Source organism: Nocardia sp. NPDC055029 (genome assembly GCF_053608525.1).
On the sequence record NZ_JBSGVQ010000048.1, the window covers coordinates 1 to 22,579 of the forward strand.

General features: G+C 67.6%; 23 protein-coding genes. 8 read left to right on the forward strand and 15 right to left on the reverse strand.

Going from position 1 to position 22,579, the window contains the following annotated elements; all coding sequences use genetic code 11:
- Positions 1-182: 182 nt before the first annotated feature.
- The gene (locus tag ACWF9G_RS30100; RefSeq protein WP_452519469.1) at positions 183-485 is read right to left on the reverse strand and encodes a hypothetical protein; all 303 of its coding nucleotides are present in this window, start codon (positions 483-485) and stop codon (positions 183-185) included.
- A gap of 567 nt (positions 486-1,052) precedes the next feature.
- On the opposite strand from ACWF9G_RS30100, the gene ACWF9G_RS30105 reads away from it, so the two are divergent.
- Positions 1,053-1,205, forward strand: coding sequence for a hypothetical protein (locus tag ACWF9G_RS30105; protein WP_452519471.1), 153 nt, complete (start codon positions 1,053-1,055; stop codon positions 1,203-1,205).
- 87 nt (positions 1,206-1,292) lie between these two features.
- On the opposite strand, the gene ACWF9G_RS30110 is transcribed toward ACWF9G_RS30105, so the two are convergent.
- Both ACWF9G_RS30110 and ACWF9G_RS30115 read right to left on the reverse strand, forming a co-directional pair.
- Positions 1,293-1,820, reverse strand: a complete 528-nt coding sequence (locus tag ACWF9G_RS30110; protein ID WP_452519472.1) for a hypothetical protein — start codon at positions 1,818-1,820, stop codon at positions 1,293-1,295.
- Positions 1,821-1,922: 102 nt separating this feature from the next.
- Positions 1,923-2,111, reverse strand: a complete 189-nt coding sequence (locus ACWF9G_RS30115; protein WP_452519474.1) for a hypothetical protein — start codon at positions 2,109-2,111, stop codon at positions 1,923-1,925.
- A gap of 229 nt (positions 2,112-2,340) precedes the next feature.
- On the opposite strand from ACWF9G_RS30115, the gene ACWF9G_RS30120 reads away from it, so the two are divergent.
- From ACWF9G_RS30120 to ACWF9G_RS30130, 3 genes are read left to right on the forward strand one after another with little or no spacing between them, the layout of a single operon-like run.
- Positions 2,341-2,565, forward strand: coding sequence for a hypothetical protein (locus tag ACWF9G_RS30120; protein ID WP_452519476.1), 225 nt, complete (start codon positions 2,341-2,343; stop codon positions 2,563-2,565).
- Positions 2,549-3,067 carry a DUF6879 family protein gene (locus ACWF9G_RS30125; RefSeq protein ID WP_452519478.1) on the forward strand — a complete coding sequence of 173 codons (519 nt, stop codon included), beginning with the start codon at positions 2,549-2,551 and terminating at the stop codon, positions 3,065-3,067. Before ACWF9G_RS30120 ends, ACWF9G_RS30125 begins: the two co-directional genes overlap by 17 nt.
- Positions 3,048-3,902, forward strand: coding sequence for a helix-turn-helix domain-containing protein (locus ACWF9G_RS30130; RefSeq protein ID WP_452519479.1), 855 nt, complete (start codon positions 3,048-3,050; stop codon positions 3,900-3,902). The genes ACWF9G_RS30125 and ACWF9G_RS30130 overlap by 20 nt, the downstream gene beginning before the upstream one ends.
- 63 nt (positions 3,903-3,965) lie before the next feature.
- Here ACWF9G_RS30130 and ACWF9G_RS30135 read toward each other — a convergent pair whose 3' ends face one another.
- The 5 genes from ACWF9G_RS30135 to ACWF9G_RS30155 form a co-directional block, all read right to left on the reverse strand.
- Positions 3,966-4,217 carry a hypothetical protein gene (locus tag ACWF9G_RS30135; RefSeq protein WP_452519481.1) on the reverse strand — a complete coding sequence of 84 codons (252 nt, stop codon included), beginning with the start codon at positions 4,215-4,217 and terminating at the stop codon, positions 3,966-3,968.
- A 50-nt stretch (positions 4,218-4,267) separates the two neighbouring features.
- A complete protein-coding gene (locus ACWF9G_RS30140; RefSeq protein ID WP_452519483.1) occupies positions 4,268-4,522 on the reverse strand; it encodes a hypothetical protein in 255 nt (84 codons plus the stop codon).
- A 428-nt stretch (positions 4,523-4,950) separates the two neighbouring features.
- Positions 4,951-5,643, reverse strand: coding sequence for a hypothetical protein (locus ACWF9G_RS30145; RefSeq protein WP_452519485.1), 693 nt, complete (start codon positions 5,641-5,643; stop codon positions 4,951-4,953).
- Entirely contained in the window at positions 5,640-6,596 is a 957-nt protein-coding gene (locus tag ACWF9G_RS30150) for an RNA polymerase sigma factor (RefSeq protein WP_452519487.1), read from the reverse strand. Before ACWF9G_RS30150 ends, ACWF9G_RS30145 begins: the two co-directional genes overlap by 4 nt.
- 113 nt (positions 6,597-6,709) lie before the next feature.
- Positions 6,710-6,949: a hypothetical protein gene (locus ACWF9G_RS30155; RefSeq protein WP_452519488.1), complete on the reverse strand. Its 240-nt coding sequence runs from the start codon at positions 6,947-6,949 to the stop codon at positions 6,710-6,712.
- Between the two features lie 135 nt (positions 6,950-7,084).
- On the opposite strand from ACWF9G_RS30155, the gene mobF reads away from it, so the two are divergent.
- The gene (mobF, locus tag ACWF9G_RS30160; RefSeq protein ID WP_452519554.1) at positions 7,085-11,818 is read left to right on the forward strand and encodes a MobF family relaxase; all 4,734 of its coding nucleotides are present in this window, start codon (positions 7,085-7,087) and stop codon (positions 11,816-11,818) included.
- A gap of 218 nt (positions 11,819-12,036) precedes the next feature.
- On the opposite strand, the gene ACWF9G_RS30165 is transcribed toward mobF, so the two are convergent.
- The 3 genes from ACWF9G_RS30165 to ACWF9G_RS30175 form a co-directional block, all read right to left on the reverse strand.
- Positions 12,037-12,774 (reverse strand): helix-turn-helix domain-containing protein, encoded by a 738-nt coding sequence (locus tag ACWF9G_RS30165; RefSeq protein ID WP_452519490.1) that lies wholly within the window; start codon positions 12,772-12,774, stop codon positions 12,037-12,039.
- A 452-nt stretch (positions 12,775-13,226) separates the two neighbouring features.
- The gene (locus ACWF9G_RS30170) at positions 13,227-15,107 is read right to left on the reverse strand and encodes a relaxase/mobilization nuclease domain-containing protein (RefSeq protein WP_452519492.1); all 1,881 of its coding nucleotides are present in this window, start codon (positions 15,105-15,107) and stop codon (positions 13,227-13,229) included.
- A gap of 7 nt (positions 15,108-15,114) precedes the next feature.
- On the reverse strand, positions 15,115-15,525 hold the full coding sequence (locus ACWF9G_RS30175) for a hypothetical protein (RefSeq protein ID WP_452519494.1): 411 nt from the start codon (positions 15,523-15,525) through the stop codon (positions 15,115-15,117).
- 292 nt (positions 15,526-15,817) lie between these two features.
- On the opposite strand from ACWF9G_RS30175, the gene ACWF9G_RS30180 reads away from it, so the two are divergent.
- Positions 15,818-16,042: a hypothetical protein gene (locus tag ACWF9G_RS30180; RefSeq protein WP_452519495.1), complete on the forward strand. Its 225-nt coding sequence runs from the start codon at positions 15,818-15,820 to the stop codon at positions 16,040-16,042.
- Between the two features lie 78 nt (positions 16,043-16,120).
- Here ACWF9G_RS30180 and ACWF9G_RS30185 read toward each other — a convergent pair whose 3' ends face one another.
- Together ACWF9G_RS30185 and ACWF9G_RS30190 are read right to left on the reverse strand one after the other, a co-directional pair.
- Entirely contained in the window at positions 16,121-17,953 is a 1,833-nt protein-coding gene (locus tag ACWF9G_RS30185; protein ID WP_452519497.1) for a hypothetical protein, read from the reverse strand.
- Positions 17,953-18,204, reverse strand: coding sequence for a hypothetical protein (locus ACWF9G_RS30190; protein WP_452519499.1), 252 nt, complete (start codon positions 18,202-18,204; stop codon positions 17,953-17,955). Before ACWF9G_RS30190 ends, ACWF9G_RS30185 begins: the two co-directional genes overlap by 1 nt.
- Before the next feature lie 161 nt (positions 18,205-18,365).
- On the opposite strand from ACWF9G_RS30190, the gene ACWF9G_RS30195 reads away from it, so the two are divergent.
- A complete protein-coding gene (locus ACWF9G_RS30195; protein ID WP_452519500.1) occupies positions 18,366-19,073 on the forward strand; it encodes a nucleotide-binding protein in 708 nt (235 codons plus the stop codon).
- Complete coding sequence (locus ACWF9G_RS30200; protein ID WP_452519501.1) at positions 19,073-19,948, forward strand: ParB/RepB/Spo0J family partition protein; 876 nt, start codon at positions 19,073-19,075, stop codon at positions 19,946-19,948. The genes ACWF9G_RS30195 and ACWF9G_RS30200 overlap by 1 nt, the downstream gene beginning before the upstream one ends.
- 356 nt (positions 19,949-20,304) lie before the next feature.
- On the opposite strand, the gene ACWF9G_RS30205 is transcribed toward ACWF9G_RS30200, so the two are convergent.
- Positions 20,305-22,161, reverse strand: a complete 1,857-nt coding sequence (locus ACWF9G_RS30205; protein WP_452519503.1) for a hypothetical protein — start codon at positions 22,159-22,161, stop codon at positions 20,305-20,307.
- A gap of 193 nt (positions 22,162-22,354) precedes the next feature.
- On the reverse strand, positions 22,355-22,576 hold the full coding sequence (locus tag ACWF9G_RS30210; protein ID WP_452519505.1) for a ribbon-helix-helix domain-containing protein: 222 nt from the start codon (positions 22,574-22,576) through the stop codon (positions 22,355-22,357).
- Positions 22,577-22,579 lie beyond the last annotated feature (3 nt).

The following is a 22,579-nucleotide window of genomic DNA, read 5'->3' on the forward strand; positions in this document are numbered from 1 at the left end:
AATGTCGCCAGAAGGCCCCGTCCACCGCGGTGGACGGGGCCTTCTGGCGACATTCGGTCGCAGGGCAGGCTGGCGTTGTCGCTTATGCGAGGTACCACGAATCGCGTTTGGAGACCACGGGATCGTCGGCGGAACCAGGCGCGCCGGCAATCGGGAGGTTGCTCCGGGGTTTCCGAGGTCGCTTAGACAGTATCGGCGACGATCAACACCGAGGCGTAACCGTTGTACGGCTCGTTGAAGTTCGCGTCCGCGTACTGGCAGTGAACGTCGAAGGTCACCTTCGTGCCGTTCACTTCGACGAGATCGAGATCAACTTCGATCTCGCCGATCGGCCGCTGGACAACGCCAGCGAAGTTCAGCCTGAACCCATTAAGGGCAACGTCGGCGACCTTCACACTGCGGGGAAACGTCACGGTCGTCCGGAAACTCCTAAACCCGGTACCCGACGGGATCGTCACCGCCCTGCGCTTGAAACTGAGTGCCATATCTTTCACCTCCTTCGGGGGCGTCGTAGGGATCGGAGTCGGTTTTCTGGTTCCCGGCTCGTCTCCGTTCGGGTTACCGCCTAGGCGGTGTAGAACCAAAACTACCTAGAGCACCATTGGTTTGCAAGAACCTTTGGTGTAACGGTTACGTCTTGTTGGTCCTTTGACGTCACGGCCCGGTCACGACAATCGGGACGGTTCACGACCGCCCCTGCGTGACCCGGCGTTGACCGACGCTGTCGGCGAACGCCTGACCGGCAGAACCGGGCGCAGCCAGCCTCGCCGCGCTCGTCGACGTCGCTGTCCGTGACAAGCTCACCGAATTCGAGGTCAGGTACAACAACGGCCGCCGATTCCCCCTCTGGTCTGAGCGAGTAGTGACCGAGCAACCAACGAACCGAAGCCCCTGTACCCGGAATCGGGTGCGGGGGCTTCGGTTTGCCGGGCTTTCCGCAGGTAGGGGCTTGCTCGGCTTCTCGGACAAGCAGAGGTGGAGAACCCCTTTCCTACTGTCGGCTCACTCCGCGACCGCCTGGCCGCGGTGACCGTCACCGAAAGTAGAACGTCATGTCCGACAGCCCTATTGGGCCCACCGCCGCGCCCACCCCGCCACCGCCGAGCTGGTTCGATCGCCTCCGGTACTGGGCGGAGTACCTGCGCCCGTTCGTCCAACTCGCGGTCCCGCTGGTGATGCTGATCCTGGCGCTCATCCAGATCTGAGTCGTAGGGAGGGTGGGGCGCCGACCGCGCCCTCCCCGGCTCACGCCGACCGCGCCGTCAACTGGTGTGGGACCTGCCTGCGGCCTGCTACGAGTTCTCTTTGTCGATCTGGTCGAGTGCCTCGCCGACCAGAGGCAGTAGGTTCGCGCGGATGAAGTACCGCTCGGTCGCGTTCTCTCGGCGGTTGTCAAGGTACTTCTGCTCGATGAGCCAGCCATGCGGGAGTGGGCGCGTCATCGACCGGGTCGCGTACTGCTGTGCCGACTTCAGGCCCGAAAGGCCCTTCGCGCCGGTGAGCTCTTTGATCCGCGCGGGTGTGGCACTGCCGCCCTCGGCGACCAGGATGCGCACCGTCTTCATGCCGATGCCGGGTAGTCTCTCGAGGAAGTTCTTGATCGTGGGCAGGTTCCACTCGACTTCAGGAGACGACGGGAGTGGGACCGGTCGCTCTTCGGGAAGACCTCCTGGAAGTCGTTCCGCCAGGGCGATTTGGGAGGCCAGCAGACCGAGCTGCAGCCGGAATTGCGGATCGTTCAGGTGCTGCCCGCCATCGGCGAGGAGATGCCGAATCTGTTCACGGGCGATGGCCAAGGCGTCGAGGTCCCCCGATGTCATGACGACAGGCTAGCGGCCCGTGGTGCTCGCGCCGGTGGGCACGGATGGACGCGATGAGCACGACCAGCGGGATGCTGATCGTGAGCGCGTATCCGAGTGCGATCATCGGTCGTTGCCTTCTGCCGCGGTCAGCCAGGCGTCGAGATTGTCCAGGCTGCCGTGGCACACGACCCGGAACGGGTTGTAGAGCTGCCAGCCGTAGGGCGGCTCTTCGGCGCGACGGACGCCCATCGACCGCCGTGCGGCTCGATCGGTCAGCCTGGCGAGCACCGCCTTGATCGAGTCGCTCATAGGTCATCGCTCCCGAGGATCGGAGTACAGGCTGTGATGGGCCGCGCCGCCGGTGACCTCCGTCGAACCGGCGCCGCGGCATGTCCGAAACGGTAGAAGCGCAATCGGCCGGAGCGGAACGATGTTGCGAAATGTTGCGCCAGGTCAGGGTATTGACCGTCGTTCCCGGCAGCGACCAGGATGAACGGGCATCGGCAACATCACGCAACACAGTAGGCAGGGGGCCATTGTGAGCTTTAGATTCGTCGCCAAGGATCCCGGATCGAACCCGTCCGGATCACCGACCCTGTACAAGACCGAGACCGGTTGGATCGTGCAGGGCTGGGTCGTCACCGATCCCGAGATCCTCGCCCGGATGGACATCCCCGAGGGCGAATCGTGTGTCGAGATCCCCGACCGGCTCGTCCCGTACTTCTTCGAAGGAGCCCAGCCCGCCAGTGACAGCAATCAGTGACGGCGAGTTCGACCGGCTGCTGACCGAATTCGCCCGCAGCGCGGTGCATCTGGAGACCCGCGACGCCTACGGCACCGAGATCGAGCTGCCGCACATGGCCAAGTGGGCCGCCGGTGAACACGATGATCTGGACTGGCTCGGCGACTGGTGCGCCAACCTGCGCCGTCACACCGCGGCCGGGCGCACCGTGCGCCGGGCCCGGATCGTGTCCGAACCGCTGTCGGCCTACCAACGCTGGTCGCATTCGATCGCGGCGCCAATGGTCGCCGCCGGCGAAGACATCCGGTGGGTGCCGCGGTCACGCTTGGACTCGGTCGCGATCCCGGGCAACGACTTCTACCTGCTCGACGACGCGTTGGTGATCTTCCTGCACTACTCCGGCGACGGCCTGGGCGTGGAGAAGCTCACCTCGACCGATCCCGCCGATATCGAGCTGTGCCGCCAGGCATTCGAGGCGGTCTGGGCGTGGGCGATCCCGCACCGTGACTACCAGCCCGTCTAGCTCGGCCGCCGACGGCCGCCGCGCACTCGGGCTCCGGTTGCGTGACCTGCGCACCGGGGCGGGCCTGACCATCCGGGCACTGGCCGATCTCACCGGCGGGCACTACACCCGGATCTCCAAGATCGAGAACGGCCGCCAGCTCCCCACGGTCCACGACATCACCGACTGGTGCGGCCTGTTCGGCGCAGCCGACCAGGCGCCGGACCTGCTCGCCACCTTGCGCGCGGTCGATTCGGCCTACACCGAGCACCGCCGCGAATCCCGCGCCGGGATGAAACGTGTCCTGGGCGCGCACACCCCGCAGCGCTACCGCGCGACCAGCGTGTTCCGGATCTACGAGCACAACGTCATCCCCGGCCTGTTCCAGACCCCGGAGTACGCGCGCGCGATGGTGGAGTTCTGGATCGAGTTCCTCGGCACACCGAACGACGTCGACGACGCCGTCGCGGTGCGGATGGAGCGCCAGCAGATCGTGCAGCGTGGTGGGCGCCGGTTCGTCATCGTCCTCGAGGAGCAGGCGCTGCGCACGTGGTTCGGCACCGCCGAGGTGCAGGCCGGCCAGCTCGGGCGGCTGCTGGAAGTGATGGCGTTGCCGCAGATCTCGCTGGGCATCGTGCCGTTGATGCGCGAACGCGGCGGCGTGGGGTCGGCGGGATTCTGGATCTTCGACGACGAGCTGGTCGCGCTGGAGACCCCGACCGCGAGCATCCAGGTCACCGCGCCCAGCGAGATCAACCTGTACGCGCGGATGTTCGAGGAGCTGAAACAATCCGCCGTCTACGGGCGGGCCGCCCGCCAGCTGATCGTCACCGCTCTCAACGACCTCAACCGATGAGCGCACCCTGACCTGAGCGCTCCATCCGCGACGCTCACCACAAATCCGGCGGCGCCGCGGCGCTCAGATCAGGATGACCAGCGCGACGAAGCACACCAGACCCACGGGGATCCACCACCACCGAAACCTCGACGGGGCACGGTCGATGCCGGGGTACCGGATCGGCGTGGGATCGAGCCGGATCCGCTGGAGCTGGTGGACCTGATGCTGCAACTCGAGCAGGGTCGGCGGGTCCCAGTCGGTCAGGTGCGGACACCGAGGCGTCGGATGTCCGAGCAGACAGCCCCGCGTGCACGGGTACCGGTACTGGTTCATCGTGTCCTCCGCCCCTCCACTGGCCGAAACCGGCTTACGGTAGCCGAAACTCAGTCCTCGCCGCCGACAGCTTCTTCGATCCGGTCCAAGATCCGCGCCAGCATGACGGCGGGCTTCTCGCCCGGGACGTAGCCGACCCAGTCGAGCGAGACGATCCGCACGACGGTCTCCACGTCTGCGGGATCCGGCGGCGGCGTAACCGCCACCCGCACCGACTCCTGCACATCGACACCGGCGTTGAGCGCCTCCACCACAGCCAGCACCAGGCGCTGCTGCTCCGCCGACATCAGATGCTCGTCCGCCACGGCCCCGATTGTCCTGGGCGGCATCGCCGCCGCCAACCCGACCGTCGGGCTAGCGAGGGGTTGCACGGGCGCCGCGACGGCGCCCGTGCCGAACCTCAGTGACCGCCAGTCGCTTTCACACACCTCAAACTCACCCCGCTCACGCCATCCACGCCCCACTGCTGCCTACAGCTCACGCCCGCTCGCATCCCTCATTGCATGCACCCACGCAACGAACAAAAATCTGTCACACCTCATGCTCCCTAGGTAACTTTTAGATCACGACTCCTTCTGACGCAGGCTCGCTCAACGCAGAAATGCCTCGAAGCGAGCGCTGTGCCGCTTCGAGGCATTGAAGTTCGGTGGAGCTCAGGAAGAGCTCGGTGGTGGGGATCGGTTCGTCATGCTGGCCGCCTTGTAGACGATCTGGTGAAGGGTGGTGTGGGTTGTCATGCCCATCGCTGTGCGAGCAAGCCGCCGACGGCCGTGGTGGATATTCCCACCATCGCCACTATCTGAATCCTCAGATTCTCCAGCCGTTCGTTCCGTTCGTTCCGTTCGTGTCGTTTGCTGCGCTGTACCGATATCCGGTCGAGCATGGGGTAGATGCCAGGAAATATCTCGACGTCGTCGGATCTCTCCTGGGCCCGTGCACGGCTGCGGCTGCGCTCACCGAGAGCGATGAACAAACCCTGGATCGAAAGGACAAAGCCCGCCGACACGAGCATCGCCATGGCGGAGCCGGCGCCCGAGCCGCTCACCATGTGAAACGCGACGAAACCTAGTGTTGCCAGCGCAAACGCGAAGGCTACAGCGAGGCGGGCGTATTTCCGCTGCTCTCGCATGCAGGCGGGACGCCGCGCGAGCTCCTCGGCGAGGGCCGGGGTCGGGAAGTCGATCAGCTTTCCGGTGGTGTCCTCGGTGGTGCTGTTGTAGCGGCGTACCTCTCCGGCGCTGGTGTCGTCGTCCTTGTCCTTGTCGGCTTCCTGCTCGATGAGACTTTCGAGCCGGGCCCAGCCTGCGTCCAAGTCGAAGCCGTTGTCGTCCATGACGAGGTGGTGCTCCACACTCTGGAATAGCTCGTTGATAGTGACGGAGATCGGCGCGCTATCGGCGCGGAACTGCTCCTTGTCTTCCTTCATTCAGCACTCCTTGCTACTTGCCCCAGGTCGTAAGGTATTTGGGGTTGTTGTTGATGGGTGTTTTTCTGGGGCGCTTCGATCGGGCCGAACTCGAGTTGGAAGGTGTCCGACTCGATGAGGGCTCGGAGCTTGGTGCGGGCTCTCGACATGTGGGTGGAGACGGCGTTTTCCCCGATTCCGAGATCCCGCGCGATTCGGTCGATGGGCCGATCCTCTCGCCACGCCAGCAACGCCACGCGGTACTCCATGTCGGTGAGCCAGCCCTTGCTGGTGCGGCTGTTCCTCTGGCGCAACTTCAACCAGAACTGGGTCAAGAACTCCTTCGAGACCACGCCGGCCAACGGGTCGGTGACGACCAGCGGCAGATCGACGACCTTCCCGGAGGGAATCTCCTCGACGGATTCGACGAGTTCGATCCGTCGGCGGTGTTTGCGGTAGTCGTCGATCATGTTGCAGTAGGCCATCCGGAACAGGATTTTGCGCAGGCTCGGGTCGTCTACCCGGTTGCGGTAGCGGTCGATCTTGCGCCAGACCTCGAGAAAGGTTTCGTTGCATAGATCCTCGGCCAGCTTCTCGTCGCCCCGGACCCGCATCAGCAGGTACCCGTACACCGCGGAACGGTGGCGGCGGTAGATCGCCTCGACGGCGGCCTTGGACTGTGCATCGGTCATCGTGTCGGCTCCTCGAAATCGACGCCATGTCACGCATGGCAGGACGCTCGGGCCGATCGAGGCGGTCACAGTGGTGACCCGCGTCGGACCCGGAGATACAGGTGCGAATGCAAGTGCTGTCAACCATGGTGCGCGCCAATCTGATTGGGAGGACACCGTGAGCTGGAGGTGGAGCCGAGCAGCTTGCGCAAGTGAGACGACGTCGGACGAGGCGGCCCCGCCCTGCGCACCGGCACAGACCACCACGGGGTCGGTGAACGGGGCGGCCCAGAACGACGTCACCTCTAGTAGTCGTGGCAGGACCCCTGATCCTCGAGCAGTTCGCGAAAAAACTTCGGCCGAACATGTCGAAGGGCCAGAGCGCAGTGCGCTCTGGCCCTTGTTGGGTTGATGAATCAGCCGGTGTAGAGGTTGTTCTGGAGCGCCGCGGTCGCCGACTCGATGTCGAAGCCCAGGCCGAAGACCACGACCCCGGCCATCAGCACAGCACCGAAGGTGGCGAGCCCGCGCAGGATCGCGTTGGAGGGGTTGGCGCCGCCGCGCCAGCTCAGGAAACCGGCTACGAGCCCGCAGCACAGCGCCGTCATCACGGTCAGGGCCATTGCCAGGAGGAACTCACTCGATGCGACCTTCATGCCATGTAGTCGGTTGGGACGTCGCAAATCTCGAGTTGGCAGACCAATAGGCCGGCGGGTGTGATCCAGTCATCACCCACATCGCGTCCGAGGTCAGTCCTATCGGTCTGGAACGTGCTTACCGTGGGTGGGGTGATGTCACTGGCGAAGTTGAGTGCGGGCGAGGGGTTCGAGTACTACACGCGCGTGATCGCGACCCACGACGCGAACGAGCGCGGCACCACCGGGATCGACGACTACTACTCCGAGAAGGGCGAGTCGCCGGGGGTATGGCTCGGCGCCGGCCTGGCCGCGCTCGGCATCACCGAAGGTGAGCGGGTCATCGAGGCGCAGATGCGGGCCCTGCTCGGGGAAGGCTTGCACCCCAACGCCGATGCGATCATCGACGCCGCGATCGCCGAGCAGGTCGCGCTCGGCGCCAAGGCCAAGGACGCGATCCGCTACGCACTGAAAAAGGCCCAGCTGGGCCGCCCCTACAGCCAGTTCACGACCGCGCCGGGCAGCTACCGCCACGAATGCGCCAAGGCGCTCACCGAGTGGAACACCGCCCACGGCCGCGATTCCCGCGCCGCGGTCCCGTCCGAGGAACGCCGCCGGATCCGCACCGAGGTCGCGCTGCGAATGTTCGCTGCCGACGTCGGACGCGAGCCGCTCAACGCCCGTGAACTGTCGGGCTGGATCGCTCGCGCTTCCCGTCCGTCCAAGACCGCCGTCGCCGGGTTCGACCTCACGTTCTCGCCGGTGAAGTCGGTCTCGGTGTTGTGGGCGGTAGCCCCGCGCGAGATCGCCGAGAAGATCGAAGCCGCCCACCATGCCGCGATCCGCGACGTCATCGCGTTCATCGAAGCCGAGGTCCTCTACACGCGGGTCGGGCGCCACAGCGTGCGCCAGGTCGAGGTCGCCGGACTCATCGCCACCGGCTTCGATCACCGTGATTCCCGCGCCGGCGACCCGGACCTGCACACCCACCTCGTCCTCGCCAACAACGTTTTACGCGGCGACGGGAAGTGGGGCGCGATCGACGGCCGAATGATCTACCGCTACAACGTCACCTGCAGCGAGATGTACAACACGCGCCTCGAACACCACCTTGAGCAGATGCTGGGCCTGGTGTTCGCCGACCGCGGCGACGCCACCGACAAACGCCCAGTCCGTGAGGTCGTCGGCGTCGACGAACGCCTCATCCACGAGTGGTCCAAGCGCGGCCGCGCCATCCGGTCCGCCACCGCCAAGCTCGCCGCGAAGTTCCAAGCCGACCACGACCGGGAGCCGACCGCGCTCGAGCTGGTCGACCTGGCCCAGCAGGCGACGCTGTCCACCCGCGCGAGCAAGCACGCCGCCCGCAGCCACGCCGAGCAGCGCGCCACCTGGCGTGCCGACGCGATCGCCGTGCTCGGCAGCGAGGACGCCGTCGAAGCGATGGTCAACACCGCCCTGGCCCAGCAGGTTCCCGACCGCGAGCAGATCACCGGCGAGTGGATCACCCGCACCGCCGCCGAAGCCGTCGCGGTGGTCTCGCAGACACGCGCGACCTGGCAACACCACCACATCCGCGCCGAAGTCGAGCGTCAGGTCCGCGGCCGGATCGCCGGCGACCAGTGGGCCACCGTGGTCGCCCAGATCACCGATGCTGCCCTCTCCGAACCGGTCTCGGTGCCGCGTGGAGTCCACGACGTAGCCCCAGCGGTGGCCGAGCTGTCGCGCAGCGACGGGACCAGCGTCTACACCGCTGCCCGCTCCACCCTCTACACCTCGCCGCAGATCATCGCCGCCGAAGCCAGGCTCGTCGACGCCGGGCTGCGCCACGACGGACACCGCATCACCGTCACCGACGTCGACACCGCGATCATCGAGTACGCCGCCAACAACGACGGCCTCGCCCTCAACCCCGGCCAGGCCGCGATGGTGCGCACCTTCGCGACCTCCGGCGCCCGCCTGCAGGTCGGTCTCGCCCCCGCCGGGACGGGTAAGACGACTTCGATGCGGGTCCTCGCCGATGCCTGGAAAGCAGCGGGCGGCAGCGTGATCGGGCTCGCGCCGACCGCGTCGGCGGCCGCGGTCCTGGCCGAGGAGATCGAGCCCCCGGCCTCGACCGTCGACCTGCTCGTCAGCCTCGCCCAGCGCCTCGAGACAGGCGAGCTGCTCGAGCCGCCGCCGTGGCTGACCGAGGTCGGGCCCCGCACACTGGTGATCCTCGACGAGGCCGCCAAGGCCGCCACCCTCAAACTCGACTCCGCGGTCACCTGGCTGCTCGATCGGGGCGCGAGTGTCCGCGCGATCGGCGACGACCGGCAGCTCTCCGCCGTCGCCGCCGGCGGTGTCATCCGCGACATCGTCGCCCACGCCGGATCAGCGAACCTGAGCGTGGTGATGCGGTTCGCCGACCTCGGTGAGCGTGCCGCGAGCCTCGCTGTGCGCGAGGGCGACCCGGCCGGACTGGCCTACTACACCGACCACGACCGGATCCGGATCGGCAGCCTCGACGCCGTCACCGAACAGGCGTATCTGGCGTGGGCCGCCGACATCGATACCGGCCGCGACGCGGCGCTGCTGGCCCCAACCCGCGAGCTGGTGACCGACCTCAACTCGCGCGCCCGCGCCGACCGCCTCGCCCGCCTCTCCGACGACCCTGGCACCGAGGTGGTCCTCGGCGACGGACTGCGCGCGTCGGCCGGGGACATGATCTGCACCCGCCTCAACCAGCGCAGGTTGCGGATCTCCAAGACCGACTACGTGCGCAACGGCGCCCGCTGGAGGGTGCAGACCGTGCACGACGACGGCCGCCTCACCGCCGCCCACATCGGCTCCAGACGCCGGGTCACCCTGCCCGCCGACTACGTCGCCGAACACACCCAGCTCGGCTACGCCACCACCATCGACTCCGCCCAGGGCATGACCGTCGACACATGCCACACCGTCCTGACCGGCCGCGAAACCCGCCCCCAGCTGTATGTGGCACTCACCCGCGGCCGCGCCAGCAACCGAATCTGGTTGTCCACCAGCGACGGCGGCGAACCGAACTTGTACGAGTACGAGGCGGTGCGGCCACCGACCGCCCTGGACCTGCTCACCAATGTGCTGGCCCGCGACGGCGTCCAGGTCTCGGCCGCCACCGCCGAAGCCCGCGCCCACGACCCGAGGACCCAGCTCGTCGGTGCGGTCGACTCCTACCTCGACGCGCTCGGCGTCGCCGCCGAAACCCGCTACGGCGCGCAGGCACTCGCCGCGCTCGACGACGCGGCCGAGTCCCTGCTACCGGGCCTGACCACGGCCGCGGCCTACCCGGTCCTGCGTCAGCACCTGGTGACTCTCGCCCTCGACGGCAACGATCCCGTCCAGACCCTGGCCACCGCGATCAGTGCACGCGAGCTCGGTACGGCCGCCGACCCGGCCGCCGTGCTGGACTGGCGCATCGACCCCAGCGGCTACCACTCCAGCCGCCCCGGGAAACCGCTCGGCGACCTCGGGCCGCTGGGATGGCTGCCCGCCATCCCAGCCCAACTGCGCGCCGACGCCGAGTTCGGCCCGCACCTGGCCGCCCGCGACGCACAGATCCGCGACCTGGCCAACCAGGTCCGCGACCTCGCCCGCACCTGGCCAGACGCCACCGACGACCAGGCGCCGCTGTGGGCACAGCCGTTGACCGCGCACCCGGATTTGGTTGCGGCGCTGGCGACCTGGCGCGCAGGGCACGGTGTGCCCGACACAGACCGCCGCCCGACCGGGCCCGCCGTTGCAGCTCACGCCGAACGCGACCTGCAGCGCCACCTCGAGGAGCGGGTAGCCACCCGGCTCGGCGACACCAACGCCGATGTCCGCCGCTGGGAAGCGTTCGCCGGTGAGCTGTCGGTGTCCGGGCTGACCGACGACCCGGTGTGGCCGCTGCTGGCCGCCGACCTCTCCCGCGCCGACGACCACGGCCGAGACATCGCCGAGGCCGCCCGCGCCGCGGCCGCCGCCCGCCCGCTCCCGGCCGAGCAGCCCGCCGCCGCACTGCGCTGGCGCCTGGCCGGCGACCTCGACCAGCTCCCACCCACCACCGAAGCCCCGGCGAACCGGCAGATCCAGATCATGGAACACGACCGGCTACGCCGCATGAGCGACGCCGCCCTCAGCGACGAACTCGCGCGGCTGCGGGGCCGACTCCGCCAGCACCAGACCGCCGCGATCCCACACCTGGCCGACCACCAAGACCGCAGCGAAGCCGCCACAGTCACCGCCGCCCACGCACGTCTCGACGCCGACGCCGCCCGAATCCGCCGCGCCCAAACCGAACTCGCCTCCTTCGCCGACCAACAGCGCGCCGCCGAAACCGCGGTCGCCACGCTGCGCCAAGAGCTCGCCGACATCCGTGATCGCGACACCGCGTGGTGGGCCCGCCGCCAGCGCGACACCGACCTCAAGGCCAAGCAGCAGGAGCTACAGGCCGCCGAGACCGCGCACCGCGACTACCTCACCCGCACCCGAGCGATCTACGACGCCGCCGGCCGCGAAGGCGTACCCCAGCAGCGCTGGCAGTCGGTCCTGACCGCCGCCGACGACACCGAGGCACGCACCGCGGAACTCGACGCCGCCCAAGCCCAGGACCAGTCTCGAGCCGACTCCCGTCTCCGGTTCGCTCAGTCCAGCGAGCAGCTGCGTGGGCAGCTACGTTCGGTGGTCACCGAGCACCGGCGCCGCAGCGAGCTCACCGACGACGACCGCGAACGTGAGAACCAGGCCCGCCACTATCTCGACGGCCCCGACGCGCTGGTGCGCGCCACCGGAGTCCTGGACTCCGAGCCGGAACCGCCGCGCCGGATCGAGCCGCCGATCCACCACCGGCCGATCTACGAGCCGCCCCGCTCCGGCCCGGACCTGGGCCTGTAGAAGAAGTACTGCCGCGCCTGCTCCGCAGGCTTGCCACAGGTCGTGTGGGGCAAGTGCGCGAAGCGTGCGCGGCAGCCCGTTACCCTAGCCGCCGCCCGCTTGCCCAAACGATGCGCACCTCGCCCCGCTCGGCGTCGCCGTCCTCCCCTTCTGTGTAACTTCCTCTGCACTCCAAGACCTGGATTACCCCGTGCTGGAAATGTCTCTCGGGCTGTGAGCTACAGGCTGGGGTGAGTGCCATGAGTGAACGCATGCCGCTCTTGCTCCCATCGGGAAGCCTCAGCCCACAATCGGTTGAACTGTTCGGCGTCGCCGCCGAGGGCGATCGCGATACCCAGTGCTGTCTTGCGGGACGGAAACGTCCGACCGGTCAAGAAGTTGTGTAGCGTGCCCACGCTCAATCCATATCCGAGATCAGCGTCTTCGACTAGCTGGACGATCTCTCGGTAGGATCGTTGTTTCCCCTCAGCGGTCATGCGCAGCAACTCAATTGCATCGAGCAGGTCCTTCCAACTTTTCGCGGCCATCTGCATGGCATGCCGGGCCTCCTCGACCACAAGACTGCTCGCGTCTTTGGACTTATCCTCCCGTGACAGCACCGGCGGAAAGGTCGACCGGGTATCGGAAGCTGAGGCAGATCCAGCGAACCCGTGCCCCTCTCGCTCAAGGCGGAGGAGTTCACTGGCTTCCTCGTAACGGTTTCGCTGCTCGATCCAAAATGAATGGTCGCCGCGGCCCCACGCATCAACCATCGCCGCGAGAGTCTGCCGACTGGGGAGGACAGCGCCGTTGAGGGCCTTGAAAATCGCAGATCGCGAAACATGACCTGACTTCGCGATCTGGTCGACGGTCGGAGCCTTCAGCCCAGCGCTGTCCCTCAACGCCCTCAGCTTCAGAGCGAACTGAACGACGGGTCCGGCGGCGGGGTCAAGAGCACGGGGACGTCTTGCCATCATGGTAAGTATCATATTGTCTCTCAACGTCGCACGTTGTCTCTTTGTATTGAACAGTAGAAATCGGCCGCTTAACCTCGTCATATCCCGAACAGAGCGGGTCCAGGACTGTTCAATTAGGAGACATCATGTTCAACCTCCGTCGCGGTGGGGTAGACCAGAAGGAACCGACTCGCCCTCCCAGCTGGGCTGGCACACCTGGAGGGCAACTTGCCCTCCAGGTCGGGGGCGGTCTGATCACTGCCGCGCTGCTTGCCGCTGGAGTATTCGTGTACGACCACTCTGACGTCGCCTGCCAGCTCGCCCCCGCGAAACAGTGCACGTTGAGTTGGAAGTAGCTCGCTAGCCAGACACGGGCCCGGTGTACGGAGCAGGTGATCTGCTCGGCACACCGGTCGCCGGCCTCTTCCGCGAAGAGGAACTGTGCAGCGCCTGCGCCTGCCAGTCGAGCGGTGTCACCGCTCGGGCCCGCGGCCGCGGTCCTGACCGGGCCCGTACGGGTTGTACCCCGGGTACGGCCCGGTGGACGGCCGAGGAGTGGTGCGCCCTGGTGTGGTCTTGCCGGACTGCTTGTCGCCGGTCGGCGGCGTCAGCGGGCCCGCAGCACGCGAGACCGTCCGCTGCTTCCACGGCCTGCTCGGCTCATCGACAACGTGCCCGAACTCGTCGACCCGAGCCGCGCCGGGGCGACCCGCCATCGCCACCCGCTTGGCCCGCCACGCACTGCTCATCATTGCCACCTCGCCCTCGACGGCGGCGCCATCTTCGCGGTTGATCACCGCCAGCGATCGACGCGCGGCCACCCACGGCGGGGAACCGACCTCGGTGACCGGCACCGTCTTGCGCGTCGGGTCGATCCCGGCAGCACGCATGTGGACCTGGGTCAACGACCGGTGCGCATGCGAGGCCAGCATCTTCGCGGCCTGGGCGCGGTCGCGCTCGGCGAGCATGTCCATAATCGCGAGCAGGCACTCGGTCAACGCGACCGCCAACGCGACCTTGCTCGTCGCCTCGGACTGCATCGACCACAGCATCCGCGCCACCGCCCGCATCCCCTGGCCGTGCACCTGCTGCGGTCGGCGCCGATGCGCGGGCAGCTGCCCGGCGCGAGCGAGCTGCCGCGACACCGAGTCCAGCGGGCCCGGCTTGGTCTCAGTGCGCACCGACGCCGCGGCGAACAACCCGGCAGTCTGCGACGCCGCCTTCGCCCAAGCGTCGCGATCGGACACCGGGATCGTGGACATGTACTGGCTCCACCGACCGAGCTGACGGATCGCGTCCTGCTCCGACATCGGACTCGGTCCGATCGCCCGACCGCTGCGAGTGGTCGCCGGCCGCGACCACTCCGCGACCGCCGCGGTGCGCGCGTCCTCGGAGGCATCCCATCCGGTCCACCCGCGCAGCGACGACAGCGTGAGGTCCTTGGAAAGCTGCCCGCCGCCGTACCAGACCGCCTTCTCCCACGCGCCCGACTGCAGGTTCTTCTGCGCGGGCATCCGGATCGCGTAGCCGACGACCTCGTCGGTGCCGCCCTTCGCGAACCGCGGCCGCAACACCATCCCGTCGGCGCGCAGCTCGCACACGAACTCCGCCTCGGACTCGGTCGCGGTCGCGACCGCGCGCACCCGGCGCCGCAGCGCTTCGCGATCGGTCTCCGCCGCACCCACCCGCTCCGCGCGGCCGCGCTCGTCCGGACGCGTCGCCTGCTCGGTGGCACGGTCCTCGCGCGAGGCGAGCACCTTCAGCCCGAACTCACGCTCGATCGTCGCGGCCACGGCCTGCGAGCGCGGATGATCGCGACGCACATCGGCCAGCGAACCGTCCGGACGCACCACCGCCATCGCGATGTGGATATGGTCGCCACCGTTCTTCGTCAGCCCGTGATGGATCGCAGTCCACCGAACATCCGGAGCTCCGTCGGCTCGGTCGACGAACTCCATCTCCTCCATGAAACGGCGCGCGATCTCACCCCACTTCGCGGGGTCGAGCTGACCCTCCTTCGGATCCAAGCTCAGCGAGCAGTGCCAGACATTCTGATCCTTCGTCGCCGCGTCGAACGCTTCCTTGCGCGGCACGCCCTCGGCGATCCTCGCGCGCGCTTCGCGGTAGTTGGTGACCAACACCGGCTCCCCACGCAGCACCGTCTGCCGCGGCGAGTCGAGCAGCTTCGCCAGCTCGCCCGCGCGCGCCACGTCGATGCTCCCGGCATAGACGGCCATGGTCACCAGGTCGCCCGCGACCACACGAGGGTCGGTGTGCTCGTTCGCCCGGCCCGGGCCCGCGAGGTAGCGCAGCAGCCCACCCATGTTCGAGCCCTTCACGATGTTCGGCATCATCGGCCGCTCACCCCTCGCCGTCGACCGCGGCCGCCCACTCCTCGCTCACCGCCAGGTCCGCCTCGACGACCACCGACGTCTCGGTCACCGCCGGACCCTTGCCCATCACCCACCGCGCGGTCGCGTCCACGCTCAAGCACGCACGCACCACCGCGTGCAGCGCGTCGAGGTGCGCGACCACCAGATCCGACGCGAGCTCCCCACGCACCTGATGCATGTGCCGAGTCTGCTGATTGACGTTCGCGCCGATCCGACGAATCTGATCGTCCAACTCGAGCAGCCGCATCGCCGCGAACGCCCGGCCGGCCTCGACCTTGCCCGAGTCCTGCGCCGACTCCACCAGAAGCCGCGGCACCGACACACACGCCTCGGCAGCACGGCGCGTGAGGTCCTCGTGCTCGGCATCCGACAGCTTCACGATGTGGCGATGCGGGCGTCCACCGGGCACGTTGGCCTGCCGCTCGCGGCGCACCGACGCCCGCCGATTCGACGACTCTCCAGCCATCCCGCAGCCTCCCTACAGCCCAGCGCAGCGACCACCCGAACGGGTGGGGTGACCGATCTTAGGTCACCTAAATACTAGCTCGCTCCTCTTCAATCCGTCCAGAACGCTACCGCGCTGGTTGGCGAGGTGGACGCGTCTTGCAGCGCGACCCTCACCGCCGAAATTTTCGGGCGGCGCGGGAGCATCGGCGGCTACCGTCACCGACATGGGAGACACACACGCAGCGCGTGCCGAGGCGCTGGCGGCCGAGGCAGAAGCGATCATGCGGAAAGAGATGGAGCTGGAGAACAAGGGGCACGTGAACGCGTTCTCGAACGCTGGGATCGGCGGGAACAAGTGGCAGCGGGTGCAGGCGCTGCAGGCGCAGGCCCAGGTGCACGCGACACTCGCACTCGCCGAGGAAGTAGCCCGCGGCAGGATCAGCGGGTAGGTCACGTAAGGTCTGCACACGACAGGGCCCTGGCGGATATGCGCCGCCAGGGCCCTGTCGCTGTGTGAGGAGCGGGGATCAGATCGGGCGGGGACCCACCACCTGGTCGACACGCGAGAGCGCGCGCCCGACCGTGGAGTGCGCCAGCTCGACCTGGGTGCCGATCGCGTTGGCCTTGTGGCCCTGCGAGGCAAGCAGGTAGATCTCGGTCAGCACCGACACCGGCTGTTTGCTCAGCCCGCGATCGGACACCGCGCGCGCATACCGGCTCGCCTCCGCGCGCGACAGCTCGCGATCGAACGGACCGTGATCGTCCGCGCGCGATCGATCGCCGCGCGCGATCGGCGCAGGCTCGGTCGCGCGCGCGAGCGCACCCGCGGTCGAGGATTCCCGCGCGCGATCGACGCGCGACGGCCGCGCGCGATCGGTGTCCTCGCGCGCGATCGAGACGAGCGCGATCGGCGCGGTCCGCGCGCGATCGATCGCCTCCGGCTCGCGCGCGGCCTCGCCGCCGGCCGGAGCATCCTCCACACCAGACTCCTCAACTACGGGTGCAGGCTCGGCGTCGTGCGCGGCGATCGGTGCGCGATCGGTGTCCAGCTCAGCCGGGGTGTGCGCGGCGATCGCCGCGGTCTCCGCGCGCGCGATGGTGTCGTCTCCGCGCGCGATCGGCGCGCGATCGGTCTCAGGCTCGGGCTGCTCGTCGCGCGCGATCAGAGCGGTCTCGGACACCTCGACCGCGCGCGCGGTGTCGTCGATGTCGCGCGCTGCGCGCGCGATCGACTGGGCGATGGTTCCGCGCACGGGATCAATGTCCTCGCGCGCGATCGGCGCGCGATCGGCCGCCTCCTCGGTGTGTTCGTCGCGCGCGATCGGTCGCGCGCGATCGGCGCTGTGCCCGGCCGCGTCGCGCGCGCGCGACGCGTCGGTCGCCACCTCGACCGCGATCGGCTGGGTGGTGTCCAGTTCGGTTGCCGCAATCGTGATCGTGTCCTCAACGTTCGCGTCGAGGACCTCGTCCTGATCTGCACGCTCTGCGGTGAGGACACCGGGCACGATCTGGTTCGCCGCGTCGCCGACCTGAGTCAGGGCGACCAGGCGGGCCTGAAGATCCTCGTGGTCGGGGATGGCGGCGGTGGCCTGCTCGATCGCGCGGCCGTACCGCTCGGCGACCAGGCGGTGGCTGATCAGAGCGACGCCGATCATCACCGGCGCGATCACGTGCACGCCGAAGCCCGCCAGATCGCCGGCGAGGACGTAGGGGAAGGTGTTCAGCCCGATGCTGGTGAGCAGCAACGCCGCCTCGACGAGGTAGACCTGCCGCAGCTTCTCCTTGCTCAAGACGTCGTACTCGGAAGTGTCGGCGGTCGAGATCATCAGCCCGACCAACACGGCCGAGATGAGGGCCTCCAGGCCGTAGGACAGCCAGAACATCGGATTCGCGGTGTCCATGCCCGGTGCGATGTTCTGCTGCACAGTGACCGCGGAGAACAACATCGAGAAGCCGACAACGCCGGCGAACAGCGCGAGCACGCGCGGCTTGCGCCGGTGCAGCCGAGCGACTTTGGCGTGCGGGCTACTGCTGTGACGCTGCTCCCCGACCGCCTGCGCCGCGCGCAGCAGATCGGCCGCTTCCCGATCCGCGAGCGACGCCGCGGTGACGCGGACGCGATCAGCCGCGTCGGCGGCCGCGTGGATGCGGGCACGCTGTTCGTTGCGCTGGTGTGCGCGCACCAGCTCGGCGAGCTGGCGTTCCTGGGCGAGCTCACTCTCCGACAGCGCTTCGAGCAGCGCCGGGTCGTACTGGTGCGCCACCCGATCGCGGGCCTTCTGCACTCGGTCCGTCAGCTCGCCGGCGACGAGCTCGTCGTGCGAGCTGAGTGTTCGGGGTGTGGTGGATTGGCGGAACATCAGCGGGCCCCTTCCGGGCTGGTGTCGGGCATATGGCCCTCGGCGTCGGGCCGGGGTACACCGGCGGCGTCGAGGTAGGCGTTGATCGCGGCGTCCACGGTGTCGGTCAGCACGTATCCCTGGCTGACAACCCAATCCAGTCGCGCCAACGTGGTGGACTCCAACTGCGTCGAGAACGGCCGCTTGGACCCTCGCCGTCGACCACGGCGCGGGGGCAGAGCAATCTTCGCGGATTCAGAGGGTTCGGGCATAGCACAATTCTAACATGCATGTGACAAATGCATGTATTACACGCATTTGAAATGTCTTGCAACGCCGGTGTTTTGGCGAGAGGAAGTCCGGATCCGGGCCTTATGCTGCGGGCGTCCGAGTAGCCCGGGAAGGTCGGGTGAAGCCACGGAGGAGAAACTGAATGGCGTACGTGCATGTCTTGCTGAATCAGAAGGGCGGGGTGGGCAAGTCCACGCTGGCCGTGAATTTGGCGGCGGTGACCGCTGATGTCGCCGGTCGACCCAGTGCCGACGACGACCCGGCCGATGTGGCCGCGGTCTCGATCGACCCGCAGGGGTCAGCGGTGTGGTGGGGGTCGAGGGTCGACGATCTGCCGTTCCACGTCGTACAGGCCCACGAGGACCTCGAGGGGCTACGCAAGCTGCGCGAGCTTCCCGGCATCAACCACGTCTTCGTCGACACGCCCGGCTGGATCGACATGTCGCCGGCCGACGACAGCCGCGACCCGCTCGGCGAAGGCCCGGCTGCCGATGCGATGCGGGCGGTGCTGGACTGCGCTGATCATGTGGTCGTGCCGATCACGCCGGAACCGTTGAGTTTCGACCCGACTGTCCGGACGATCCGGAAGGTGGTCGCGCCGCGGGGCCTGAAATACACGGTCGTGCTGAACAACTGGGACCCGCGGGACGGGGAGGCCGAACGCGACGAGACTCTCGAGTTCATGGCACTCAACGAGTGGTCGTGTGCCCGGACGGTGGTCCGCCGATACAAAGTCCATTCCCGAGCCTCACTAAACGGGCAGGTCGTTACCGAGTACGCCAGCTCCGGCACGGCGCTGCGTGCTCGGGAGGACTTCTTCCGGCTCGCGCTCGAATTGCGGGTGTCGTGATGGCGCGCGGCGGAACACGCAAGAACCTGGCTGATCTGGTGTCCGCGACGGGCGACCACTCCCCCGTCGACGGCGAGAAGGCGCTGCAGCAGTCGTCGGCGCCTCAGACGTCCGCGCCATTGGCGGATCTGGTCGCGAACCCTCGCAACCCGCGTGTGGATCTCGGGGACCTGACCGGACTGGCCTCGATCGCCGAGATTCAGCTGCAGCCTGCGCTGGTTGTCACCCGTGCTGCGTACCTGCGGCTCTACCCCGAGGACGAGACCGATCTCGGCAGTGCTCGTTGGGTCGTCGTGAACGGCTGCCGCCGTCTTGCGGCCTCGCAGAAGTTCGGCCGCGCCGAACTGGAGTTTGTCGTCAAGGACGAGGTCGCGGCCAGCAGGGCGACGTTGCTGGCGGTGTCGATCGCGGAGAACGTCGACCGGCAGAACTTCGACGTGTTGGAGGAAGCCCGCGCGGTTGATGCTCTGATAGCTGAGTGTGGGACAGCGGCGGCAGCTGGTGGACAGCTCAAGAGGTCGGAGGGCTGGGTTTCGCAGCGGCGCGCACTGCTCCAGCTCGCCCCGGAGCTGCAGGATGCGTTGCGACGGGGTGATCTCGCGGTGCGGGTCGCCCGCAGCCTTGCTCGGGTGCCGCGCGAGGAGCAGGTCGCTCGCTGGCTCGCCGCGGACTCCGGTGCGGAGAAGTCCGAGCGGTCGCCGAAGAAGCCCGCGCCAGCCTCAGTTCCCCAGGTCACCAAGGCGCTGAAGAAGTTCGGCGCCGGACCAGAGACTCTGGCCGCCGCGCTGACCGGGTATCTCGATCATGACCAACTCCAGGCCCTGATCGCCTCGCTCAACGCGACCATTGGCGAGCAGGCGGTCCGCGTCAGCTGACAGTGGCCGATCTTTACCGCGGTAAAGGCGCCACGCACCGTTATGCGCTTCCGCCGATCTTTACCGCGGTAAAGGCGCCACGCACCGTTATGCGCTTCCGCCGATCTTTACCGCGGTAAAGATCGCGCCTCATAGGGGAGGTTCCGGCAGTAGTCGCCGGAAGTCCAACAAAGTTCATGTCGGCGAGCGCGGCCTACAGATCAGCTTTCGCGATGTCCACGGAGGCATTGGCCGCCCGCTCCGGACCGCTGTAGCGGGCGGCCAATGCCTCGATCCGCACGTCGTCAACCAGGTGCCAGATGGCGATCCTTCTGTAGTACCCCGAGAAGCCCGAGCGCCGTTATGGGAAATTGAGGTCATGCGGCTAACACGAGTTGGTCGGCCGCCGTGCAGATCCGGTGGGTCACCGCTGGATCCCTCAGGCCGCGGTGCAGCGTGACCGGCGCGGCCGCGAGAACCGTAGCTGCCTCTGGCGCCGGTTCTGGTGCTGAGGCAATAAAGTGCTCGGCAGCCTCGACGATTCCGGCACGTTCGCCGAGCCAGGTGAACCAGGACCGACGAAGGGACCGGTGCAGCTGCCCAAGTTCCGTTTGCCTCAGTCGGATACGTTCGGCTCGCTGCTCAACAGTGAGCGAAGTCCACCACTTCTTCTGAAACCACTGGGAGCGCAGGTTTTTGGCGACTGGGTGCTTGCTAGTCGCGAGGCGTTCTCCGGCCGCGACAGAGGCCAGAACGTCACTGCGGGGTGTCCAGGCCTCACGCTCGGCGGTGTGGAGCGCAGTGAGCTTGGAGGGGGAGCTGTGGCCGAGGGGGGCGGGGGTGCTACAGCTAGTGTGCGGAGAACTCGGGGGTCTTTCGACGTAGCGTTGAGCGGCTGGTCCGAGCGCGTAGGTCTGGCAGGACCGAGCGCCGCCTGGATAGCGGCAGGCAATGGTGAGCAGTCCGTGCTCAACAGCCGTTGTGATCGCGGTCTGGACCGTGCTGGTGTAGACGTGGCCGCGCTCGGCGATCTGGCGCATGCTCATCGACCCCTCACGTGCCAGCAGCGCGGGCACAAGGGCACAGAGGACGACGAGGACGCTGTGCTGGCGCCGCGGATCGACTCCAATAAGGGTCGCAGCGACGGCCTGGTGCAGGCCGCGGCGCATCGCCTCGGCATCGCCAGGATCGACGCTGTCGAGCGCGGTGGGCGACAGTTCGCCTGCCAGCCGGACGGCACGAGGCCGGTCGGCGTCGGCTTCAGCCTTTGCGAGTAACCAGAGTTCATCCCACCAGGATCGACCGCAGGCGCCAAGGCGGTCGCGTTCGACCAGTGCCCAAGCTTGTACGGGTGAAAGACCTTGCTCGGCAGCGACTGTCGTCACCGCGATGAGCCAGACGTAACGCTTCCACCAGTCGCGGCCTTGCTCGAATGCCTTCGCGTTCTCATTTAGCTGATGACGCAGCTCAGTCCACGCCTCATCCAGTGTGTAACCGCGCCGCGCCAGGACCATCGCGACCCGGAATTCGATCTCGGATCGAGATCCATCGGTCACGCGGCGGGCCGCACGAGCGTGTGAGTTGCGCCGCGGCGATCCGGCGCGCGTGGCAGAAGGGATTCCGTCGTAGAGGTTTCGGGCGTCGACGACATCGCCGGGGGTGATGGTTCGGCTGATGACACGGCTGGGCCATCCGAGCCGGTGCGGCGCGGTGAGCAGCCGCAACGCCTTGCCTGTGCGGTCATCGACAACTACGCCGAAGTCCTCGGACAGTTTCTGGCACAGCGTGTGCCATTCGGAGGGGTCAACGTGGTGGTGGGTGATGGCGGTGATCACGTGGCGGCCGCCGGGCCGCCCACTTTCCCGAACTAGGTAGGGCAGAGCGTGTTTGACGCACCAGGCGACGAGTGCTTCGGCGACGGCATCGCCGATCACGGGGTCTTCGGAGTCGATATCGGCGCCGTGCACGCCGTCAACGAGTCGCGCAGCCGCGGTTACAGCGGTCCCAGCCGCGAGACCCTGGCGCAGGGCGTTGAGTGAGCGGACGGTGGAGACGCGACGGTTGTCGGCACCGATGAGCAGCCATTGGCCGCGGTATACAACCCGCTCAAGTGCGCCGAGTTCGACACGGGTGGGTGCGCTCGGCGCGGGGTGATTGCGCTGTGAGGTTTCGTTTTTGTGCTGTTCAGGATGGGTACGCGAGCCTTTCTCCGTGGCAAGGCCGTGTCCACACACAATCTTGTGTGTGCGTGCGCTATCCTGAGATCTGTCCCGCAAGACATGATCCCTTCAGGGGATGCGATCGCCCTCGACCTGCTACGTCGGGGGCATTTCGCGTTGTATGGGGTTGTGTAGGTCAGGCATCCGCCTGTGTGGTCAAGATCGTGCGTGAACTCCTTTGAGAGAGTGGGTTGCGGCGGTCAGCGCGCTAGCTGGCGAGCCCCGGAAGCGGATCTTGTAGTTCAAGAACGAGGTCGCCTCGTCCAACTGCCCGCGAAACCAGGTCTGCGATGACTTGGCTAACGGTTGACCCTGTCTCCGCGGCGATCCTGTCGACATCCTCTCGAACCTCTGCAGGGAGTCGGGTTGTAATCGACACGACTCTGACCCCCTTGGAGGGGCGGCCGCGTCGGGAAGATGTGGTCGACATACC